Raw genomic sequence first — 20,045 nt, 5'->3', positions numbered from 1 at the left:
CGCGAAGGCCGGCGCAATGACTGGTTATTGCTTGCTCACTGGAACAGACCCTCGAGGGCGCCGCGAAGTTCCTCGCCGGCGCCTTCGCCGAGTCGTTCGTCGAGTCGCTTCACGGCCTCGTCGAGGCGTTCCTGGACCTTCTCGCCGGCACGCTCGGTGGCCTCCTGCCGCAGGAGATCGGCCAGGGTGTCCTGGAAGGCCTCGCGATCGAAGCGGCACCATTCGCCGCTGTCGCCGCCGAGCTCGCCCTCGCAGCGTACCGGGAAGGGCACGTCCACCAGGCGCGGGTTGACCTCGCAGGCGGCGTCCACGGTCTCGGTGAAGCGGGCCGCGGCACGCAGGTCGAAGCGCTCGCTGGCCAGGTCGAGCCGGCCCTGGCCGCCCAGGGCGATGCCGGGCAGGGTCACGTCGAGGTCGTCCGTCTCGGCCACGCCGTCGCGGATGCGGAAGCTGGCCTCGGCCCGCTGGAAGCGGGTGTCCGGCTGCCAGTCGCGGCTGGTGGTCTCGCCCTCGAGCCGGGCCACGGCGGTGCACAGCTCCCGGGAGACGTTGACGTCCTTGATCCGCCCCTCTTCCATCCGGGCGTCGAAGCGGCCGTTCAGGGCGCGCTTGAGCGCGGCGATGCTGTTGCCCCGGCTCTCCAGCTCCCCGGTACCGGACAGCCGTCCCTCCAGGGGCGCCGGCTCGTCGCTCAGCGAGGCCATCAGCGAGCCCAGGCGCAAGGCCTCGATACGGGGCGAGAGCCGCCAGCGCAGGGGGGACTCGCGCGCGTCCAGCTCGCCGGTGGCGGCGAGGCGTCCCTCGTGGAAGACGGACTCGAACCCCGTGAGGCGATGGCGCCCCTCGCGCCCCTCGAGGCGCAGGGACACGTCCCGGAAGGCCTGCTCCCGCACGGTCAGCTCGGCGAGCTCCAGGGCGGCGTCGAGGCTCAGGCCGGCCAGCCACTCGGCCGGCAGCAGCGCCGCCGGCTCCGCCTGGGCGAGGGCCTGGCTCACGCCGGGGAGGCTGAGCTCGCCGGCCGCCATGGGCTGGTCATCGGGCGGGAGGTAGTCGTCGAGGCGCAGGCGATCCCCCTGGAGGTCGGCCTCCAGCCGGGTGCCGTCGAAGCGGCCGCCCAGCCGCCCGCTGAAGGTGCTGCCGTCCAGACTCAGGGTCAGGCCGTCCAGGGTCAGGGCGTCCAGGTCGCCGCGGATCGGGCTGGCCAGGGCCACCTGGCCGAGGGCGGTGTTGGACGCCAGGCTCGGCATCACGCCCAGCCGGATCAGCCAGGGGCGCAGCGACATCTCGGCCAGGCGCAGCTGGCCCTCGTAGCTCGGCGCGGTGGCCAGCTCGCTGACGGCGAGGTTGCCGCCCAGCTCGAGCCCGTCGGGGCCGGTCAGCAGCAGCTCGCGCAGCCGGGCGGTATGGGCGGCGAGATCGGCGTCGAGGTCGAAGCCCAGCGTCAGCGGCAGGCGCTTCTCACCCAGCCGGGGGTGCAGCAGGCTGGCCTCGAGGCGGGAGCCCGCCAGCTCGACGCGCTCGGCGGCCAGGTCGAGCAGCAGCTCGTCGGCCCGGAACTGGGTCTCCTGGGCCTGGTCGTCGCCCGCGAGGCGGGTGCTGGCATCCAGGGCCACCCCCTGCAGGACGTGCCGGCCCTCGGCCAGCCCCAGGCGGACCTGGGTCTCGAGCGAGAGGTCGCTGGTCAGCAGGGGCGCGTCGGCCTCCAGGCCATCCTGCCAGGTGATGCCCAGGCTGGCCTCGAGGGGAAAGGCCTGCTCGGGATTGACGTTGCGTCCGGTGATGTCGACGCCCTCGAGCGTCACGACGCGGCCCGCCTGGGCATCCCGGTAGGCGATGCGACCCTCGCGGACCTGGACGCTGGCGATGTTGAGGGCCACCGGCAGTCCGCTGGCATCGGGATTCGGCCCGGCGCTGGCGGGCGCCAGCACGGCCTCGGCTTCCTCGCCGCGCTCCCTCAGCCGCTCCAGCAGCGTCTCCCAGTTGCCCCGGCCCTCGGCGTCGCGGGTGAGGCGCAGGACCAGGCCGTCCAGGGTCAGGCCGTCGATGGCGATCTCGCCGCGCAGCAGGGGCGCGATGGCCAGGCTGACCTCGGCGTGGTCGAAGGCGGCGAAGGCGTCGGCCTCGGCCGGCTGGCTGGGCAGGCCGGCCTCGGCCGCAGCGACCCCGACCCCCAGGCGCGGATAGAAGGACCAGGTCAGCGGGCCGTCGAGCTCGAGTTCCAGCCCGCTGTGCTCGCGCACCACCTCGACCAGGCGGGGCTTGAGGTCCTCGGGATCGAAGAAGGTGGTGATGAAGACCACCGCCGCGACCACCACCAGTCCGAGGACCCCGATGGCAGCCAGCAGGGTGCGCAGGATTCGTTTCATTGCCCGGCTCCTTTGGGCGGAAGATCCAGTTCGAAGTAGTCCCCGGCCTGGGTCAGCCGATAGCCCAGGCGGCTGAGCAGCATCTGGTCGGGGAAGGGCAGCTCGGAGGCCATCGCCCTGAGGCGGTGGCCGTCCTCATGGGCCGCGGCGCTGGTCAGGGCGAGCAGCCGGGACCCGACGCCCCGCCGACGGGTGGTCTTGCGCACGCACAGGTGAGACAGCCACCAGGCCTCGTCGTCGGGCGATACGGCCACGGCGCCCAGCAGGCGGTCGTTGAACCGGGCGCAGCAGAAGAAGCCCGAGCCCTCGAGCTGGGCCTGGATGAAGGCTTCCGGGGGGAGCGGCAGGCGCTCGTCGGGGGCGTCGGCGTAGATGCGAACCAGGTCGGTCTGGACCTGGGCATCCGCTTCCCAGGCTGCGTGATCGACTCGGTGTAGCGTTACCGGCATGCAGGAATCTCCCTGAAAAAGGCAGGCCGCGCCTGCCCCGTGGTGGGGGCATTGTAGCGGATGGGGGCAGCGTTTCACTATAATGGCAGCCTTGCAACGGCGGGGCCGCCCCGTCTTTCCGCCCCGACGGCGACCCCCATTCCGACACGCGCCCAGGCGCTGGAGACCCGACAATGTCCGAGCGTATCGCCACGGTCACCCGCGACACCAAGGAAACCCAGATCACCGTCACCGTGAACCTCGACGGCGAGGGCCGGCTGGCCTGCGAGACCGGGGTGCCCTTCCTCGACCACATGCTCGACCAGGTGGCCCGCCATGGCCTGATCGACCTGGACATCAAGGCCGTGGGCGACCTGCACATCGACGACCACCACACCGTCGAGGACCTGGGCATCACCCTGGGCCAGGCCTTCGACCAGGCGGTCGGCGACAAGCGCGGCATCTACCGCTACGGCCATGCCTACGTGCCCCTGGACGAGGCCCTGTCGCGGGTCGTGGTAGACTTCTCGGGGCGCCCGGGGCTGTTCATGGACGTCGAGTTCACCCGCGCCAGCATCGGTCGCCTGGACACCCAGCTGTTCTGGGAATTCTTCCAGGGCTTCGTCAATCATGCCCGGGTCACCCTGCACATCGACAACCTGAAGGGCTTCAACGCCCACCATCAGGCGGAAACCATCTTCAAGGCCTTCGGCCGGGCGCTGCGCATGGCGGTCGCCGAGGACCCCCGCATGGCCGGCCAGATGCCGTCCACAAAGGGCAGCCTGTGACCCCGCCGATCGACACGAGGAGCGCCTCATGACCATTGCCGTCATCGACTACGGAATGGGCAACCTGCATTCCGTCGCCAAGGCACTGGAGCACGTCACCCACGAGCATGTGGTGGTGACCCGCGATCCCCGCCGCATCCATGGCGCTTCACGGCTGGTGCTGCCCGGCCAGGGGGCGATCCGTGACTGCATGGGCGAGCTGGAGCGTACCGAGCTGCGCGGCCTGGTCCAGGAGCAGCTGGACAAGCAATCCAAGCCGCTGCTGGGCATCTGCGTCGGCCAGCAGATGCTGTTCGACCGCAGCGAGGAGAACGGCGGCATCGCGTGCCTGGGCTTCATGCCGGGCGAGGTACACCGCTTTCCCGGCGACATGCGCGACGACCAGGGCCACCGCCTAAAGGTGCCGCACATGGGCTGGAACCTGGTGCGCCAGCACCACGAGCATCCGCTGTGGGAGGGCATCGACGACCAGGAGCACTTCTACTTCGTGCACAGCTACTACGTGGAGGCCGCCGAGGACGCCCAGGTGTTCGGCACCACCGACTATGGCCGGGTCACCGCCCATGTGGCCACCGGCCGCGACGCCACCTTCGCGGTGCAGTTCCACCCGGAGAAGAGCTCCCGGGCCGGCCTGCGGCTGCTGGAGAACTTCGTTCGCTGGATGCCCTGACCGGCGCCACACCACACGACAACCGGGCGCCCGCTGCCGCGCCCCGAGAGGACTGGACATGCTGGTAATCCCCGCCATCGATCTCAAGGACGGCAAGTGCGTCCGCCTCAAGCAGGGCCGGATGGACGACGCCACCACCTACGGCGACGACCCGGTGGCCATGGCCGCCCGCTGGGTCGAGGCCGGCGCCCGCCGCCTGCACCTGGTGGACCTCAACGGCGCCTTCGAAGGCGCGCCGGTCAACGGCGAGGCGGTCACCGCCATCGCCCGCGCCTACCCCGAGCTGCCGATCCAGATCGGCGGCGGCATCCGCGAGGCCGCGACCATCGAGCACTACCTGGAGGCCGGTGTCTCCCAGGTCATCATCGGCACCAAGGCGGTCAAGGAGCCGGCCTTCGTCACCGAGATGTGCCGCGCCTTCCCCGGCCACGTGATCGTCGGCCTCGACGCCCGTGACGGCTTCGTCGCCACCGACGGCTGGGCCGAGGTGTCCACGCTGAAGGCCACCGAGCTGGCCAAGCGCTTCGCCGACGACGGCGTCTCCTCCATCGTCTATACCGACATCGCCCGGGACGGCATGATGGGCGGGGTCAACGTCGAGGCCACCGCCGAGCTGGCCCGGGAGGGCGGCCTGCCGGTGATCGCCTCCGGCGGCGTGACCAACCTCGACGACCTGCGCGCCCTGATCGCCGCCGGGGAGCCGGGCATCCTCGGCGCCATCACCGGCCGCGCCATCTACGAGGGCAGCCTGGACGTGGCCGAGGCCCAGGCGCTGTGCGACGAACTCACCGGCCAACGCGACGGGAGCTGACCATGGGACTCGCCAAGCGCATCATCCCCTGCCTGGACGTCGACGCCGGCCGGGTGGTCAAGGGCGTCAACTTCATCGGCATCCGCGACGCCGGGGATCCGGTCGAGATCGCCCAGCGCTACAACCAGCAGGGCGCCGACGAGATCACCTTCCTCGACATCACCGCCAGCCACGAGGACCGCGGCACCACGGTGGAGATGGTCGAGCACATCGCCGGCGAGGTGTTCATCCCGCTGACCGTGGGCGGCGGCATCCGCACCTGCGACGACATCCGCACCATGCTCAATGCCGGCGCCGACAAGGTGTCGATCAACACCGCCGCGGTGCACAACCCCGACTTCGTCCACGAGGCCGCCGAGCGCTTCGGCAGCCAGTGCATCGTGGTGGCCATCGACGCCAAGAAGGTCTCGAAGGAAGGCGAGGCGCCGCGCTGGGAGATCTTCACCCACGGCGGCCGCCGCCCCACCGGCCTGGACGCCGTGGAGTGGGCGAAGAAGATGGTCGAGCTGGGCGCCGGCGAGCTGCTGCTGACCAGCATGGATCGCGACGGCACCAAGGCCGGCTTCGACATCGGCGTGACCCATGCCATCACCGAGGCGGTGAGCGTGCCGGTGATCGCCTCCGGCGGCGTCGGCAACCTCGACCACCTGGTGGAGGGCGTCAAGGACGGCGGCGCCGATGCGGTGCTGGCGGCCAGCATCTTCCACTTCGGCGAGTACACCATCCCCGAGGCCAAGCGCTACATGGCCGAGCGCGGGATCGAGATGCGCCTGTAACGGTCGCACCCTCGGACACGCGAAGGGCCCGCCAAATGGCGGGCCCTTCGTCGTTGTGGCCGGCGTGCGGGCGACTACTCCTCGCCGCCGAGCCCCAGGTTGCTGACGCCCTCGTTGCGGCCCAGCCGGCGCAGCGCCTTGAGGGCGTCGCGGTCCAGGTTTCCCTCCACCGCCTCGAGTACGGCGTCCTGGAAGTCGTTCTCGTCCGCCATCAGCGGGTGCTCGCGCACCAGGGCGGCGAGACGCTCGGCGTCTTCCTCGCCCTCGGTCAGCTCGATGAAGGCCCGCACCCCGCCCCGTGAGGCGCGGCTGACCTCCAGCACCGCCTCCGGCGCCTCGCCGCGCAGGGTATCCAGCAGCGCCGAGAGCGCCACCACCGCCTCCAGGGCGCGACGGGCGCCGAAGCTGTCGTCCTCGGCCGGCGGCTCCAGCCCGGCCAGCTTCTCGGCCTGGCGCTCGAAGTCGATGCGCGCCTCCTTCACCGCCAGGCGCTCCCAGACCAGGTCGAGCACGGCGCGCAGGCCCTTCACGTCGCCCTGGCCGGTGGCCTCGGCATACAAGGCGTAGTTGGGCACCAGCCGCTCGCAGAGCGCGGCCATGAAGGCCTGCTGGCGGCGCGGAGGAAGCGCCTGCAGGCGCTGGAAGAAACCGCTCATGGACTCTCCTTGAAACCCTGTTGTCCGAGTCATTGATGGATAGCTCTGCCGGCATGTCGCCGCTCAAGGCCACAAGCGCTCCGGCGCGACCCGTCCGCGCGCATCGAAGGCGATGCCCTCGTCGATCAGCCGCCGGCGCTGCTCCGCCGCGCCGGGATGATCGGCCAGCTTGCGCGAGGCGGTGATCACCCGGAACCAGGGCAGGCCGTGCCCCGGCGGCAGTTCACGCAGCGCCCGGGCCACCAGCCGCGGCGTGCCGCCCTCGGTCATGGCCGCGATGCGCCCGTAGGTGGTCACCCGCCCCGGGGGGATCTCGGCCAGCACCGTCAGAATCTGTTCCTTCAAGGCCGGCTTCATGTACCCTGCCTCCCCCTTCTTGTCCATCCACCGCCGAGGTCAGCCATGCACGTTCACCTGCTCCAGCACAGCCCCCATCGCGGGCCCGCCCGCCTCGGCGACTGGCTCGACAGCATGGGGCACAGCCACACCGTCTTCCACCTGGACGAGGGGGAGCTGCCGCCCCGCCCGGCCGAGGCCGACGCCCTGATCGTGCTCGACGGCCCCGAGGAGGGCGAACCCGCCCCCGACTGGGAGCGCCGCGAGCGCAAGCTGATCGAGCGTGCCCTGGACGGGCGCAAGCCGCTGCTCGGCATCGGCTACGGGGCCCGGCTGATCGCCGAGGCCCTGGGCGCCGGGGTCTCCCGGGGCACCTACGCCGAGACCGGCTGGCAGGCCGTCACCCTGGCCGACGACAGCCCCTTCGACCTGCCGGAGCGCTTCGAGGCCTTCATGTGGCACCGCGAGGTCTTCGGCCTGCCCGAGGAGGCCCTGCCCCTGGGCGGCAGCCGGGCGAGTCCGCTGCAGGGCTTCGCCTGGGACGCCGGCCGGGTGGTGGGCCTGCTCTGTCACCTGGAGGCGACCCCGGAGAGCGTCACCGCCATGCTCGACCACCTGCCCCGCCCCGAGGGCGACGCGCGCAGCCCCCACCGCCAGGATCGCGAGGCGATGCTGGCCGACCCCAGGCGCTTCGACCGACTGGCGCCCCTGCTGGACCGGCTGATGACGCAGTGGCTGCGCAGCGGCCGCGCCACCTGAGCCTCAGGCCGGGGTCGCGGCCCTGGGCTCGCCGGCACGTTCGGCGTCGGCGACCCAGTCCCGGGCGAAGGCCAGGCAACTGTCCCAGTCGCCCACGTGGAGGAAGCGCTGGTGGTCGTGCTTCTCCAGTTGATAGCGGTACATGGGGTCGTAGTACTCGGTGAGCAGCGGCGCCAGCCAGGCCTCGTGGGCCTGGCGGTTGCCCCGCTCGTGCTCACGGAAGGCCAGCGCCTGCAGGCGCTGCAGGCGTGCCAGGCGCGCGCCGCCGAGGCGCTTACGGAGCCGCGCCAGGGCATTGGCCAGCTGCTTGCGCATCAGCCTCCACCCCAGCCAGTCGCCGAACTGGTGACGATGGATCTCCCAGAGGTCGTCGATGTAGTCCTTGTGGATCTGGGCGAGCCGCCAGTCCAGCGGCATCTCGACGCGCACCCGCGGGGCGGCCTCCATGCCGCGCCAGAAGGCCAGCGGCACGTTGGCCGCGCCGATGTGGCGCGACTCGTCCTCCACCACCACCGGGCCCGGCAGGTCCAGCAGGCGGCGCCCCATGGCATGCTCGAAATCGATCTGCGACGGCGCCGGCAGCGGATGGCGGCCGAAGGCCGAGCCCTTGTGGCGGGCACAGGCCTCCAGGTCCAGCCCCTGATCCAAGGCCTGGATGAGGCTGGTCTTGGCGCAGCCGGTGAGCCCGCCCACCACCAGCAGCGGCTGCTCGGCGGCGGCGTCGATGCGCGTGCACAGTGCCTGGCGCATGGCCTTCCAGCCGCCGCGGATGCGCGGCCGGGAGATGCCGACGTCGGCCAGCCACTGCTGGGCCACCTGGGAGCGCAGGCCGCCCCGGAAGCAGTAGACGATGGCGTCGGGGTGCGACTCGATCAGGCGGGCCCAGGCCGCCACCCGTCCGGCCTTGATGCCGCCGCTGACCAGCCGTTCGCCCATCGCGATGGCGGCGTCCTGGCCGCGGCGCTTGTACTCGATGCCGACGAGGTGGCGCTCCTCGTCGTCCATCAGCGGCAGGTTGACCGCCCCGGGCAAGGCGCCCTGGGCGAACTCCACCGGGGCCCGCACGTCGATCAGCACTCGCCCTTCGCGCAACAGCCCGAGGTCCGGCTCGATCAGCGGCAGGCTCATCCCTTCACCTCGATGCGCACCTCGCCGCGTTCGGCGACGACCTCGCCGAAGGGCTCGAGCTCGAGGCCATGCGCCCGGCCCACCCGCTCGACGTCATCCTCCCAGGAGGGATGCACGGAGAGCAGCAGGCCGCCGGAGGTCTGGGGATCGCACAGCCACTGCCAGTGGGCATCGTCCATGACCGGCAGGGCCGCCCCCAGGGCGTCGCGATTGCGCCGGGTGCCGCCGGGCACCGCCCCCTGGCGACGATAGGCCTCGGCCTCGGCCAGGCGCGGCAGCCGGCGGAAGTCGATCCGCGCCGCCACGCCGCTGGCCTGGCAGACCTCGGCGAGATGGCCGGCCAGGCCGAAGCCGGTGACATCGGTCATGGCGTGCACGCCGGCGATCCTGGCCAGCTCGGTGCCGATGCGGTTCGACTCCAGCATGGTGCGACGCGCCAGGCCCTGGTGGCCGGCCTCCAGCAGCCCCTGCTTCTCGGCGGTGGTCAGCAGGCCCACGCCCAGCGGCTTGGTCAGGTAGAGCAGGTCGCCGACCTGGGCGCCCTTGTTGAGCTTGAGGTGCTCGAGGTCCACCAGGCCGTTCACCGCCAGGCCGAAGATCGGCTCGGGGGCGTCGATGGAGTGGCCGCCGGCCAGCGCCAGGCCCAGCTCGCGGCAGACCGCCTGGGCGCCGGCCACCACGTCCCCGGCGATGTCCGCCCCCAGCTTGTCCAGCGGCCAGCCGAGGATGCCCAGCGCCATCACCGGCGAGCCGCCCATGGCGAAGACATCGCTGATGGCGTTGGTGGCGGCGATGCGGCCGAAGTCGAAGGGGTCATCGACGATGGGCATGAAGAAATCGGTAGTGGCGATCATGCCGCGCCCGTCCCCGAGGTCATAGACGGCGGCGTCCTCGCGGCCCTGGTTGCCGACGATCAGCCGCGAATGGGTCGCCCCCGGCCCGGCCTTGGCCAGGATCCCGTCCAGGACATCGGGGGCGATCTTGCAGCCACAACCGGCACCGTGGCTGTACTGGGTCAGGCGAATGGCACTCATCGCGTTCTCCTTGTCGTCGTTACCGGCATTCTACAACAGAGCTCGGCCGCTATAGGGCTTCCAGTGCATCGGCCAGCTTGTCCACGGCCACCACCTCCATCCCCTCGGGGGCGTGCTTGGGGGCGTTCGCCCGGGGCACGATGGCGCGGCGGAAGCCATGCTTGGCGGCCTCGACGATGCGCTCCTGGCCGCTGGGCACCGGGCGGATCTCGCCGGACAGGCCGACCTCGCCGAACACCACCAGCTCCCGGGCCAGGGGCCGGGCCTGGAGGCTGGAGACCACCGCCAGCAGCACCGCCAGGTCGGCGCTGGTCTCGAGCACCTTGACCCCGCCCACCACGTTGAGGAAGACGTCCTGGTCGCCGGTGAACAGGCCGCCATGACGGTGCAGCACCGCCAGCAGCATGGCCAGGCGGTTCTGGTCGAGCCCCACCGCCACCCGGCGGGGATTGCCCAGCGCCGAGTCGTCGAGCAGCGCCTGCACCTCCACCAGGATGGGCCGCGTGCCCTCCCAGACCACCATCACCAGGCTGCCCGGCGCCTGCTCCTCGGTGCGCGACAGGAAGATGGCGCTGGGGTTCTTCACCTCCTTGAGGCCGTGCTCGAGCATGGCGAACACGCCCAGCTCGTTGACCGCGCCGAAGCGGTTCTTCTGGCCGCGCAGGGTGCGAAATCGCGAGTCCGCCCCGCCCTCGAGCAGCAGCGAGGCATCGATCATGTGCTCCAGCACCTTGGGGCCCGCCAGGGTGCCGTCCTTGGTGACGTGCCCGACCAGCAGCAGCACGGTGCTGGACTGCTTGGCGAACCGGGTCAGCGCCGCGGCGGACTCGCGCACCTGGGCCACGCCCCCCGGCGCCGAGGCGATGTCCTCCAGGTGGGTGGTCTGGATGGAGTCGATGATCAGGATCTCCGGACGCTCGCGCTCGGCCACACCGAGGATGGTCTCGATGCTGGTCTCGGCGAGCATCTTGAGGCCCTGGGTCGGCAGCTGCAGGCGGTGCGCGCGCATCGCCACCTGGGACAGCGACTCCTCTCCGGTGACGTAGAGCACCCGGCGCTGCTGGGCCAGCTTGCAGGCGGTCTGCAGCAGCAGGGTGGACTTGCCGGCGCCGGGGTGGCCGCCCAGCAGGACCGCGGAGCCCGGCACCAGGCCGCCGCCCAGCACGCGATCGAATTCCTCGAAGGTGGACGACAGCCGGGGGACCTCGCCGAGGTCGACATGGGCCAGGTCGACGACTTCCCGGGATACGGCCCCGGCATAGCCGCCCCGGGCCGTCGCGCCGCCTCCCCCGCCACCGGCCGCGAGGGGCGCCGCCGAGAGGCGGACCTCGCTCAGGGTGTTCCACTCCCGGCAGCTCGTGCACTGCCCCTGCCACTTGCGGTATTCGGCACCGCATTCGGTGCATACGAAGGCGCTTTTCGCTTTGGCCATGGGATTCCGAAGGTATGGGTCAGCAATGACGAGGGGCGGCCCCTGGGCCGCCCCTCGAACTCACGCCGCGCGTCGGCTCAGAGACGCTTCAGGCGCAGCATCTCGTTGTTCTGGAAGCGACGACGCTGGGGATCGATCAGCTCCAGGGTCTGCGGGTCGAGGCGCAGGAAGTAGTAAACCTGGCCCTCGCCGTCCGGGGTCAGCTCGTAGACGGTGGCATCCGGGTTCTCCGCGGTGCCGTTCAGCACTTCCCAGTTGCCCGCGTAGGTCTCGTCCGGCGGATTCTGCGGGTGGCCCCGATAGGAGGCCTGCAGATCGAAGGTCCGTTCCTCCGGCGTGCTCTGGGCATCGCCGACCAGGGTCACGTCCAGGTCGATGCCCTCGCAGTTGCGGCAGGGCAGGGTGCCCTGGAAGGTCGCCTCGGCGGTCTCCATGCCGGGCTCGGAGCCCTGCCCGGCGGGACCGGTCGCACAACCCGCCAGCAGGGCGAGCATCGCGGAGCCGGCCAGCAAAGTCCTGATTTGCATCTTCGTCCTCCTAACCAATGGGCATGACGCCGCCATCGCGGCCGTCTGCCCCACAGCATAACCGCTCACGGGAATGGCGGACAGCCTGCGGCCCGTCATGATGCCATCGGCTGGACGTGCTCGAACACCAGCCACAGGACCAGCGGCATGACCACCAGGCTGCCGAGGTTGCCGATCAGCACCAGCGAGGCGACCCGATGGGGCTCCTGGCGGTATTGCTCGGCGACCAGGTAGTTGAGCACCGCCGGCGGCAGCGCGGCGAACACCCAGAGCGACGCCGCCGCGATGCCGGACAGGTCCAGCCAGAGGATCATGGGCCAGGCGAGGACCAATCCCGAGAGCGGGCAGAGCACGGCCCCCAGCAGGCCGGTGCGCCAGTCATCGAAGTCGATATCCAGCATCCGCACCCCCAGGGCGAACAGCATCAGCGGAATGCAGACCCCGCCGAGCATGTCCAGCGACTCCAGCAGCCAGCCGGGCAAGGCGATGCCCCCCAGGTTGAGTCCCAGCCCGGCGATGCTGGCCAGCACGATGGGCATGCGCAGCAGCCGCCACAGCGGGGTGCGGGGATCGAGCATGTAGAGGCCGACCGAGAAGTGCAGTAGCATCTCGACGATGAACACCACCACCGCCGCCGGCAGGGCCGCCTCGCCGAAGGCCAGCACGATCAGCGGGATGCCCATGTTGCCCGAGTTGTTGAACATCATGGGGGGCAGGAAGGTCTTGGTCTCCAGACGCAGCAGCCTGACCAGGGGCCAGAGCACCAACCCGGAGCCCAGCACCACCACGGTGGCGGCCAGGGCCAGTCGGGCATAGTCGGTCAGGGGGGCCTCCCGGTCGGCGAGCACGGCGAACACCAGCATGGGCACGAAGAGCTCCATGTTGAGCGTGTTCAGACCGCGGATATCGGGGCGGCGATAGCGTCCATAGAGGGTACCGCAGCCGGCGATCAGGAACACCGGCAACAGGGTGGCGAGGATCTGACCGATCATCAGGGCTTCCATAGCAGGCGAAGAGTCGTTGCCCAGCCTAGCACGGCCCGCGGCTTGCGCGGGCACGCCGGGCGGGCGACCATGGCCGCATTGCCCCAAGACCCCGAGAGTGATCATGAGCAAGTTCTGGAGCCCCAAGGTCCGCGAGCTGACGCCCTATGTCCCCGGCGAGCAGCCCCGCGAGCGCCTGATCAAGCTGAACACCAACGAGAACCCCTACCCCCCGGCGCCGGGCGTCGAGGCGGTGCTCCGGGACTTCCCGGCCGACCATCTGCGCCGCTACCCCGACCCGGAGTCCCGCGCCCTGCGCGAGGCCCTGGCCCGGGAGTTCGGCGTCGAGGTCGAGCAGGTGTTCGTCGGCAACGGCTCCGACGAGGTGCTGGCCCTGGCCTTCCAGGCCTTCTTCTGTCATGACCGCCCGCTGGAGATGCCGGCGATCACCTACAGCTTCTACCCGGTCTACTGCCGGCTCTACGACGTCGAGCGTCGCGCCCTGCCGCTGGGCGGCGACTGGCGGGTCGACCTGGACGCCTTCACGCCCGGGTCCGCCGGCGCGATCTTCGCCAACCCCAATGCCCCGACCGGCCATGGCCATGGCCGCGAGGCCATCGCCGGCCTGCTCGAGCGGGTCACCGAGTCGGTGGTGCTGGTCGACGAGGCCTATGTGGATTTCGGCGGCGAGAGCGCGATTCCGCTGGTGGAACGCTTCCCCAACCTGCTGGTGACCGGGACCTTCTCCAAGTCACGCAGCCTGGCCGGCCTGCGGCTGGGCTATGCGGTGGGCTCGCGGGAGCTGATCGAGGGGCTCGAGCGGGTCAAGGACTCCTTCAATTCCTACCCCATCGACAGCCTGGCCAGTGCCATCGGCATCGCCGCCCTGGAGGACCGCGAGCACTTCGACGCCTGTCGAGAGGCGGTGATCACCACCCGGGAACGCACCCGGACCCGCCTGGAGAGCCTGGGCTTCCGGGTGCTGCCGTCCCAGAGCAACTTCCTGCTGGTCAGCCATCCCGAGCACGACGCCGCCCAGTTGTTCGTCGGCCTGCGCGAGCGGGGCATCCTGGTGCGCCACTTCAACACCGAGGCGCTGAGCGACTGGCTGCGCATCTCCATCGGCACCGAGGACGAGATGGACAGCCTGATCGAGATTCTCGAGGGCCTCTGCCGCTGAATCGCCCGGGCCCCTCGGGGCCCTTCCCTCCAGGAGGCCTGCCGCATGGAAGCGTGTCGTGTCCCCTTGCCGCTGAGCCGCGTGCATCACGTGGCGCTGATCACCGCCGACTATCCCCGGGCCCGCCGCTTCTATCTCGAGGTGATGGACGCCGAGATCCTCGCGGAAACCTACCGGGAAGCCCGCGACAGCCACAAGCTCGACCTGCGCCTGCCCGGCGGCATCCGGCTGGAGCTGTTCTCCTTCCCTTCGCCGCCACCGCGGCCGAGCCATCCGGAAGCCTGCGGCCTGCGCCACCTGGCCCTCGCCACCCCCGACCTGGACGGCTGCGTGGCCACGCTCGAGGCCCGCGGGGCCCGTCCCGAACCGATCCGCGTCGATGAGCTCACCGGGGCGCGCTTCACCTTCCTGGCCGATCCCGACGGCACCCCGATCGAGCTCTATGAGGTCGAAGGGTAGCCGCCGAGGGCACCCGGACATGGAAAGGCCCCGGACACGCCTTCGAGCCCGGGGCTTCTGTGACCGGATCGCGGACGCCGAAATGAAAAGACCCCGGCTGCTGTCGCAACCGGGGTCTTCTCGGGATAGATGCCTGACGATGACCTACTCTCGCATGGGGAAGCCCCACACTACCATCGGCGCTGAGCGGTTTCACTGCTGAGTTCGGCATGGGATCAGGTGGTTCCCGCACGCTATGGTCGTCAGGCGAAAAGGGCAATGCGAATCATGCTGGCGAGCTACGTCTCGCGTATCCGCTGTCGTCCGTCATCGACAGACCACTTGGGTGTTATATGGTCAAGCCTCACGGGCCATTAGTACCGGTTAGCTCAACGCCTTGCAGCGCTTCCACACCCGGCCTATCAACCAGCTGGTCTTGCTGGGCCCTTCAGGAGGCTCGAGGCCTCGGGGAGATCTCATCTTGAAGGGGGCTTCCCGCTTAGATGCTTTCAGCGGTTATCCCGTCCGTACATAGCTACCCGGCAGTGCCACTGGCGTGACAACCGGAACACCAGAGGTACGTCCACTCCGGTCCTCTCGTACTAGGAGCAGCGCTTCTCAAATCTCCAGCGCCCACGGCAGATAGGGACCGAACTGTCTCACGACGTTCTAAACCCAGCTCGCGTACCACTTTAAATGGCGAACAGCCATACCCTTGGGACCGACTTCAGCCCCAGGATGTGATGAGCCGACATCGAGGTGCCAAACACCGCCGTCGATGTGAACTCTTGGGCGGTATCAGCCTGTTATCCCCGGAGTACCTTTTATCCGTTGAGCGATGGCCCTTCCATACAGAACCACCGGATCACTAGAACCTACTTTCGTACCTGCTCGACGTGTCTGTCTCGCAGTTAAGCACCCTTATGCTCTTGCACTCATTGCACGATTTCCAACCGTGCTGAGGGTACCTTCGTGCTCCTCCGTTACGCTTTGGGAGGAGACCGCCCCAGTCAAACTACCCACCACACACGGTCCTCGATCCGGATCACGGACCTGAGTTAGAACGCCAATGATGCCAGGCTGGTATTTCAAGGTCGGCTCCACCCGATCTGGCGACCGGGTTTCCAAGCCTCCCAGCTATCCTACACAAGCAACATCAGCGTCCAGTGTGAAGCTGTAGTAAAGGTTCACGGGGTCTTTCCGTCTAGCCGCGGGTACACAGCATCTTCACTGCGATTTCAATTTCACTGAGTCTCGGGTGGAGACAGCGTGGCCATCATTACGCCATTCGTGCAGGTCGGAACTTACCCGACAAGGAATTTCGCTACCTTAGGACCGTTATAGTTACGGCCGCCGTTTACCGGGGCTTCGATCAGGAGCTTCGCTTACGCTAACACCATCAATTAACCTTCCGGCACCGGGCAGGCGTCATACCCTATACGTCCGCTTACGCGTTTGCAGAGTACTGTGTTTTTAATAAACAGTTGCAGCCACCTGGTATCTTCGACCGCCTTCCGCTCCGGCCGCGAGGGCCTTCACGTAACGGCGGCGTGCCTTCTCCCGAAGTTACGGCACCATTTTGCCTAGTTCCTTCACCCGAGTTCTCTCAAGCGCCTTGGTATTCTCTACCTGACCACCTGTGTCGGTTTGGGGTACGGTCCCACTGTATCTGAAGCTTAGAGGCTTTTCCTGGAAGCGTGGCATCGATGACTTCCAGACCGTAGTCTGTTCGTCTCGTCTCTCGGCCTTGAGGAACCGGATTTGCCTGATTCCTCGGCCTACTGACTTTCACCAGGACAACCAACGCCTGGCTCACCTAGCCTTCTTCGTCCCCCCATCGCAATACAGTGAGGTACGGGAATATTGACCCGTTTCCCATCGACTACGCCTTTCGGCCTCGCCTTAGGGGCCGACTCACTCTGCTCCGATTAGCGTCGAACAGAAACCCTTGGTCTTCCGGCGGGGGAGTTTTTCACTCCCCTTATCGTTACTCATGTCAGCATTCGCACTCGTGATACCTCCAGCCAACCTCTCGATTGACCTTCGTCGGCGTACACGACGCTCCTCTACCGCGCGTCATTCGACGCACCCGTAGCTTCGGTACCTGGTTTGAGCCCCGTTACATCTTCCGCGCAGGCCGACTCGACTAGTGAGCTATTACGCTTTCTTTAAAGGATGGCTGCTTCTAAGCCAACCTCCTAGCTGTCTAAGCCTTCCCACATCGTTTCCCACTTAACCAGGATTTCGGGACCTTAGCTGACGGTCTGGGTTGTTTCCCTTTTCACAACGGACGTTAGCACCCGCTGTGTGTCTCCCACGCTGGCACTCACCGGTATTCGGAGTTTGCCTCGGTTTGGTAAGTCGGGATGACCCCCTAGCCGAAACAGTGCTCTACCCCCGGCGGTGATACGTGAGGCGCTACCTAAATAGCTTTCGAGGAGAACCAGCTATCTCCGGGCTTGATTAGCCTTTCACTCCGATCCACAAGTCATCCAAATCTTTTTCAACAGATCCTGGTTCGGGCCTCCAGTTGATGTTACTCAACCTTCACCCTGCTCATGGATAGATCGCCCGGTTTCGGGTCTATTCCCAGCGACTGGTCGCCCAGTTAAGACTCGGTTTCCCTACGCCTCCCCTATACGGTTAAGCTCGCCACTGAAAATAAGTCGCTGACCCATTATACAAAAGGTACGCGGTCACGGGACGCGCCCGCTCCCACTGCTTGTACGCATACGGTTTCAGGGTCTATTTCACTCCCCTCTCCGGGGTTCTTTTCGCCTTTCCCTCACGGTACTGGTTCACTATCGGTCAGCCAGGAGTATTTAGCCTTGGAGGATGGTCCCCCCGTCTTCAGTCAAGGTTTCACGTGCCCCGACCTACTCGATTTCACATGATCAGGCTTTCGGCTACGGGACTATCACCCTGTATCGTTGAGCTTCCCAGCTCATTCGCCTAACCGGTCACATGCTTAAGGGCTGGTCCCCGTTCGCTCGCCGCTACTGGGGGAATCTCGGTTGATTTCTTTTCCTCGGGGTACTTAGATGTTTCAGTTCCCCCGGTTCGCCTCCCGCACCTATGGATTCAGTGCGGGATACTCAGGTTACCCTGAGTGGGTTTCCCCATTCGGAAATGCCCGGGTCGCAGGTTGTTTGCCACCTCGCCGAGCCTTATCGCAGGCTTCCACGTCCTTCATCGCCTCTGGCTGCCAAGGCATCCACCGTATGCGCTTCATCGCTTGACCATATAACCCCAAGGGGTCTGATCCGCGATGACGACAACGACAATTGCCGGATACGCTTGAGACGTATCTCATGCCCTTCCCTCTCGGGAAGAGCCTTTGTCAGCATGATTCACATTGTTAAAGAGCGTTTAAAGCGAGAAGCTTTAAGCTGGAAGCTTGAAGAAAGGGCCTGCCTTTCAAGCGTCTAGCTTAAAACTTCAGTGACTGTCGGGATTCTTCGAGCTTCCGGCTTCAAGCTCAAGCGTGGTGGAGCCTACCGGGATCGAACCGGTGACCTCCTGCGTGCAAGGCAGGCGCTCTCCCAGCTGAGCTAAGGCCCCTCTGACTCACCCATCACGCGACATGGGAATTTGTACAAGACGAGGCGCTTTTCGCCGACGTGTAGCCTGCTACACGAGGAGGAAAGCAACGACGTATTGCGCAAATTTGGTGGGTCTGGGCAGACTTGAACTGCCGACCTCACCCTTATCAGGGGTGCGCTCTAACCAACTGAGCTACAGACCCAAACAGTCTTTGCTCTGGCCGATCAGGTAATTCATTGTGAGCACTTGCCGGGTGTCGGCGACGTCGTCGATTAAGGAGGTGATCCAGCCGCAGGTTCCCCTACGGCTACCTTGTTACGACTTCACCCCAGTCATGAACCACACCGTGGTGATCGCCCTCCGAAGTTAGGCTAACCACTTCTGGTGCAGTCCACTCCCATGGTGTGACGGGCGGTGTGTACAAGGCCCGGGAACGTATTCACCGTGACATTCTGATTCACGATTACTAGCGATTCCGACTTCACGGAGTCGAGTTGCAGACTCCGATCCGGACTGAGACCGGCTTTTTGGGATTAGCTCCACCTCGCGGCATTGCAACCCTCTGTACCGGCCATTGTAGCACGTGTGTAGCCCTACCCGTAAGGGCCATGATGACTTGACGTCGTCCCCACCTTCCTCCGGTTTGTCACCGGCAGTCTCCCTAGAGTTCCCGACCGAATCGCTGGCAAATAGGGACAAGGGTTGCGCTCGTTACGGGACTTAACCCAACATTTCACAACACGAGCTGACGACAGCCATGCAGCACCTGTCTGAGCGTTCCCGAAGGCACCAATCCATCTCTGGAAAGTTCGCTCGATGTCAAGGGTAGGTAAGGTTCTTCGCGTTGCATCGAATTAAACCACATGCTCCACCGCTTGTGCGGGCCCCCGTCAATTCATTTGAGTTTTAACCTTGCGGCCGTACTCCCCAGGCGGTCGACTTATCGCGTTAACTGCGCCACAAAGGTCTCGAGGACCCCAACGGCTAGTCGACATCGTTTACGGCGTGGACTACCAGGGTATCTAATCCTGTTTGCTACCCACGCTTTCGCACCTCAGCGTCAGTGTCAGTCCAGAAGGCCGCCTTCGCCACTGGTATTCCTCCCGATCTCTACGCATTTCACCGCTACACCGGGAATTCTACCTTCCTCTCCTGCACTCTAGCCTGACAGTTCCGGATGCCGTTCCCAGGTTGAGCCCGGGGCTTTCACAACCGGCTTATCAAGCCGCCTACGCGCGCTTTACGCCCAGTAATTCCGATTAACGCTCGCACCCTCCGTATTACCGCGGCTGCTGGCACGGAGTTAGCCGGTGCTTCTTCTGTGAGTGATGTCCTTCCTGCGGGGTATTAACCCGCAAGCGTTCTTCCTCACTGAAAGTGCTTTACAACCCGAGGGCCTTCTTCACACACGCGGCATGGCTGGATCAGGCTTTCGCCCATTGTCCAATATTCCCCACTGCTGCCTCCCGTAGGAGTTCGGGCCGTGTCTCAGTCCCGATGTGGCTGATCATCCTCTCAGACCAGCTACGGATCGCGGCCTTGGTGAGCCATTACCTCACCAACTAGCTAATCCGACATAGGCTCATCCGATAGCGCAAGGTCCGAAGATCCCCTGCTTTCTCCCGTAGGACGTATGCGGTATTAGCCTGGGTTTCCCCAGGTTATCCCCCACTACCGGGCAGATTCCTATGCATTACTCACCCGTCCGCCGCTCGACGCCTGGAAGCAAGCTTCCATCGTTTCCGCTCGACTTGCATGTGTTAGGCCTGCCGCCAGCGTTCAATCTGAGCCATGATCAAACTCTTCAGTTTAAAAGCTTGATAGTTCCATAAGGCAGGAACCAAACCTGGCTCAAGGTTCAAACGTCTCGTTTGACGAGTCGCTTGCCTTGATATTCAGTGACTGGTCACCGACATCCCGACAAGCGCCCACATGAATTACCTGATCGATTGTTAAAGAGCATCTTGCATTGCCGTCCGCTTGGCCGGCGCCCTGCAAGGAAGGCGTATTCTACGTGATCGGCGCGTCGTGTCAAACCCGTTTTTCGACCGCTTCCGAGGAAGCGACCCAGGCGACCGTGCGACCATCTCGGCGAGATGGCGTCCGATCGAGTGGCGGGCATTCTACCGAAACCGGCGAGCCTGTCAAGCGAGCGATTCTCGAAACCTTCGAAAAACCCTCGGCAAGACA

The 20,045-nt window shown here is 66.7% G+C and carries 16 protein-coding genes, 2 tRNA genes and 3 rRNA genes; 7 read left to right on the top strand and 14 right to left on the bottom strand.

Annotated features, from left to right (window positions below; genetic code table 11):
- Positions 1–35: 35 nt before the first annotated feature.
- Positions 36–2,366, bottom strand: a complete 2,331-nt coding sequence (locus BEI_RS01170; RefSeq protein ID WP_097787790.1) for an AsmA family protein — start codon at positions 2,364–2,366, stop codon at positions 36–38.
- A complete protein-coding gene (locus BEI_RS01165) occupies positions 2,363–2,815 on the bottom strand; it encodes an acetyl-CoA sensor PanZ family protein (protein WP_097787789.1) in 453 nt (150 codons plus the stop codon). Before BEI_RS01165 ends, BEI_RS01170 begins: the two co-directional genes overlap by 4 nt.
- Before the next feature lie 173 nt (positions 2,816–2,988).
- Here BEI_RS01165 and hisB point away from each other — a divergent pair, with 173 nt between their 5' ends.
- Genes hisB through hisF form a run of 4 tightly spaced genes read left to right on the top strand, consistent with a single transcriptional unit; the run spans position 2,989 to position 5,839 of the window.
- A complete protein-coding gene (gene hisB / locus BEI_RS01160) occupies positions 2,989–3,582 on the top strand; it encodes an imidazoleglycerol-phosphate dehydratase HisB (protein WP_097787788.1) in 594 nt (197 codons plus the stop codon).
- 28 nt (positions 3,583–3,610) lie between these two features.
- Complete coding sequence (hisH, locus tag BEI_RS01155) at positions 3,611–4,252, top strand: imidazole glycerol phosphate synthase subunit HisH (RefSeq protein WP_097787787.1); 642 nt, start codon at positions 3,611–3,613, stop codon at positions 4,250–4,252.
- Between the two features lie 58 nt (positions 4,253–4,310).
- Entirely contained in the window at positions 4,311–5,063 is a 753-nt protein-coding gene (gene hisA / locus BEI_RS01150) for a 1-(5-phosphoribosyl)-5-[(5-phosphoribosylamino)methylideneamino]imidazole-4-carboxamide isomerase (protein ID WP_097787786.1), read from the top strand.
- 2 nt (positions 5,064–5,065) lie between these two features.
- Entirely contained in the window at positions 5,066–5,839 is a 774-nt protein-coding gene (gene hisF, locus BEI_RS01145) for an imidazole glycerol phosphate synthase subunit HisF (protein WP_097787785.1), read from the top strand.
- 74 nt (positions 5,840–5,913) lie between these two features.
- Here the strand turns inward: hisF and BEI_RS01140 are convergent, their stop codons facing one another.
- The gene (locus BEI_RS01140) at positions 5,914–6,495 is read right to left on the bottom strand and encodes a YjaG family protein (protein ID WP_097787784.1); all 582 of its coding nucleotides are present in this window, start codon (positions 6,493–6,495) and stop codon (positions 5,914–5,916) included.
- A 63-nt stretch (positions 6,496–6,558) separates the two neighbouring features.
- On the bottom strand, positions 6,559–6,852 hold the full coding sequence (locus tag BEI_RS01135) for an MGMT family protein (RefSeq protein WP_097787783.1): 294 nt from the start codon (positions 6,850–6,852) through the stop codon (positions 6,559–6,561).
- A 45-nt stretch (positions 6,853–6,897) separates the two neighbouring features.
- Here BEI_RS01135 and BEI_RS01130 point away from each other — a divergent pair, with 45 nt between their 5' ends.
- Positions 6,898–7,590: a type 1 glutamine amidotransferase gene (locus BEI_RS01130; protein WP_097787782.1), complete on the top strand. Its 693-nt coding sequence runs from the start codon at positions 6,898–6,900 to the stop codon at positions 7,588–7,590.
- A gap of 3 nt (positions 7,591–7,593) precedes the next feature.
- On the opposite strand, the gene mnmH is transcribed toward BEI_RS01130, so the two are convergent.
- The 5 genes from mnmH to BEI_RS01105 all read right to left on the bottom strand — a co-directional run bounded on the left by mnmH (position 7,594) and on the right by BEI_RS01105 (position 12,703).
- Positions 7,594–8,718 carry a tRNA 2-selenouridine(34) synthase MnmH gene (gene mnmH / locus BEI_RS01125; RefSeq protein WP_097787781.1) on the bottom strand — a complete coding sequence of 375 codons (1,125 nt, stop codon included), beginning with the start codon at positions 8,716–8,718 and terminating at the stop codon, positions 7,594–7,596.
- Positions 8,715–9,752: a selenide, water dikinase SelD gene (gene selD, locus BEI_RS01120; RefSeq protein WP_097787780.1), complete on the bottom strand. Its 1,038-nt coding sequence runs from the start codon at positions 9,750–9,752 to the stop codon at positions 8,715–8,717. Before selD ends, mnmH begins: the two co-directional genes overlap by 4 nt.
- 49 nt (positions 9,753–9,801) lie before the next feature.
- The gene (gene radA, locus BEI_RS01115; RefSeq protein WP_097787779.1) at positions 9,802–11,184 is read right to left on the bottom strand and encodes a DNA repair protein RadA; all 1,383 of its coding nucleotides are present in this window, start codon (positions 11,182–11,184) and stop codon (positions 9,802–9,804) included.
- Positions 11,185–11,261: 77 nt separating this feature from the next.
- Positions 11,262–11,711: a copper resistance protein NlpE N-terminal domain-containing protein gene (locus BEI_RS01110; RefSeq protein ID WP_097787778.1), complete on the bottom strand. Its 450-nt coding sequence runs from the start codon at positions 11,709–11,711 to the stop codon at positions 11,262–11,264.
- Between the two features lie 95 nt (positions 11,712–11,806).
- The gene (locus BEI_RS01105; RefSeq protein WP_097790953.1) at positions 11,807–12,703 is read right to left on the bottom strand and encodes an AEC family transporter; all 897 of its coding nucleotides are present in this window, start codon (positions 12,701–12,703) and stop codon (positions 11,807–11,809) included.
- Positions 12,704–12,818: 115 nt separating this feature from the next.
- On the opposite strand from BEI_RS01105, the gene hisC reads away from it, so the two are divergent.
- Both hisC and gloA2 read left to right on the top strand, forming a co-directional pair.
- Complete coding sequence (hisC, locus tag BEI_RS01100) at positions 12,819–13,874, top strand: histidinol-phosphate transaminase (RefSeq protein WP_097787777.1); 1,056 nt, start codon at positions 12,819–12,821, stop codon at positions 13,872–13,874.
- A 45-nt stretch (positions 13,875–13,919) separates the two neighbouring features.
- Positions 13,920–14,333, top strand: coding sequence for an SMU1112c/YaeR family gloxylase I-like metalloprotein (gloA2, locus tag BEI_RS01095; RefSeq protein ID WP_097787776.1), 414 nt, complete (start codon positions 13,920–13,922; stop codon positions 14,331–14,333).
- Between the two features lie 131 nt (positions 14,334–14,464).
- On the opposite strand, the gene rrf is transcribed toward gloA2, so the two are convergent.
- From rrf to BEI_RS01070, 5 genes are all read right to left on the bottom strand, one after another.
- Positions 14,465–14,580, bottom strand: a 5S ribosomal RNA gene (gene rrf / locus BEI_RS01090).
- 85 nt (positions 14,581–14,665) lie between these two features.
- Positions 14,666–17,553, bottom strand: a 23S ribosomal RNA gene (locus BEI_RS01085).
- Between the two features lie 244 nt (positions 17,554–17,797).
- Positions 17,798–17,873: transfer RNA gene (locus BEI_RS01080), tRNA-Ala, on the bottom strand.
- 107 nt (positions 17,874–17,980) lie between these two features.
- Positions 17,981–18,057, bottom strand: a tRNA-Ile gene (locus BEI_RS01075).
- Positions 18,058–18,128: 71 nt separating this feature from the next.
- Positions 18,129–19,666, bottom strand: a 16S ribosomal RNA gene (locus BEI_RS01070).
- The 16S, 23S and 5S rRNA genes sit together here with 2 tRNA genes alongside, the layout of an rRNA operon.
- Between the last annotated feature and the right edge of the window lie 379 nt (positions 19,667–20,045).

The sequence above is a fragment of the Halomonas beimenensis genome, from assembly GCF_002549795.1.
Lineage (GTDB): Bacteria > Pseudomonadota > Gammaproteobacteria > Pseudomonadales > Halomonadaceae > Halomonas > Halomonas beimenensis.
This window is presented reverse-complemented; position numbering and strand designations above follow the sequence as displayed.

What these genes read in the sequence shown, in the direction of transcription:
- selD (WP_097787780.1), bottom strand. Translation starts at nt 9,752, where the DNA reads ATGAGTGCCATTCGCCTGACCCAGTACAGCCACGGTGCCGGTTGTGGC.
- hisB (WP_097787788.1), top strand. Translation starts at nt 2,989, where the DNA reads ATGTCCGAGCGTATCGCCACGGTCACCCGCGACACCAAGGAAACCCAG.
- BEI_RS01165 (WP_097787789.1), bottom strand. Translation starts at nt 2,815, where the DNA reads ATGCCGGTAACGCTACACCGAGTCGATCACGCAGCCTGGGAAGCGGAT.
- mnmH (WP_097787781.1), bottom strand. Translation starts at nt 8,718, where the DNA reads ATGAGCCTGCCGCTGATCGAGCCGGACCTCGGGCTGTTGCGCGAAGGG.
- BEI_RS01170 (WP_097787790.1), bottom strand. Translation starts at nt 2,366, where the DNA reads ATGAAACGAATCCTGCGCACCCTGCTGGCTGCCATCGGGGTCCTCGGA.
- gloA2 (WP_097787776.1), top strand. Translation starts at nt 13,920, where the DNA reads ATGGAAGCGTGTCGTGTCCCCTTGCCGCTGAGCCGCGTGCATCACGTG.
- BEI_RS01130 (WP_097787782.1), top strand. Translation starts at nt 6,898, where the DNA reads ATGCACGTTCACCTGCTCCAGCACAGCCCCCATCGCGGGCCCGCCCGC.
- BEI_RS01105 (WP_097790953.1), bottom strand. Translation starts at nt 12,703, where the DNA reads ATGATCGGTCAGATCCTCGCCACCCTGTTGCCGGTGTTCCTGATCGCC.
- BEI_RS01135 (WP_097787783.1), bottom strand. Translation starts at nt 6,852, where the DNA reads ATGAAGCCGGCCTTGAAGGAACAGATTCTGACGGTGCTGGCCGAGATC.
- hisF (WP_097787785.1), top strand. Translation starts at nt 5,066, where the DNA reads ATGGGACTCGCCAAGCGCATCATCCCCTGCCTGGACGTCGACGCCGGC.
- hisA (WP_097787786.1), top strand. Translation starts at nt 4,311, where the DNA reads ATGCTGGTAATCCCCGCCATCGATCTCAAGGACGGCAAGTGCGTCCGC.
- BEI_RS01140 (WP_097787784.1), bottom strand. Translation starts at nt 6,495, where the DNA reads ATGAGCGGTTTCTTCCAGCGCCTGCAGGCGCTTCCTCCGCGCCGCCAG.
- hisH (WP_097787787.1), top strand. Translation starts at nt 3,611, where the DNA reads ATGACCATTGCCGTCATCGACTACGGAATGGGCAACCTGCATTCCGTC.
- BEI_RS01110 (WP_097787778.1), bottom strand. Translation starts at nt 11,711, where the DNA reads ATGCAAATCAGGACTTTGCTGGCCGGCTCCGCGATGCTCGCCCTGCTG.
- hisC (WP_097787777.1), top strand. Translation starts at nt 12,819, where the DNA reads ATGAGCAAGTTCTGGAGCCCCAAGGTCCGCGAGCTGACGCCCTATGTC.
- radA (WP_097787779.1), bottom strand. Translation starts at nt 11,184, where the DNA reads ATGGCCAAAGCGAAAAGCGCCTTCGTATGCACCGAATGCGGTGCCGAA.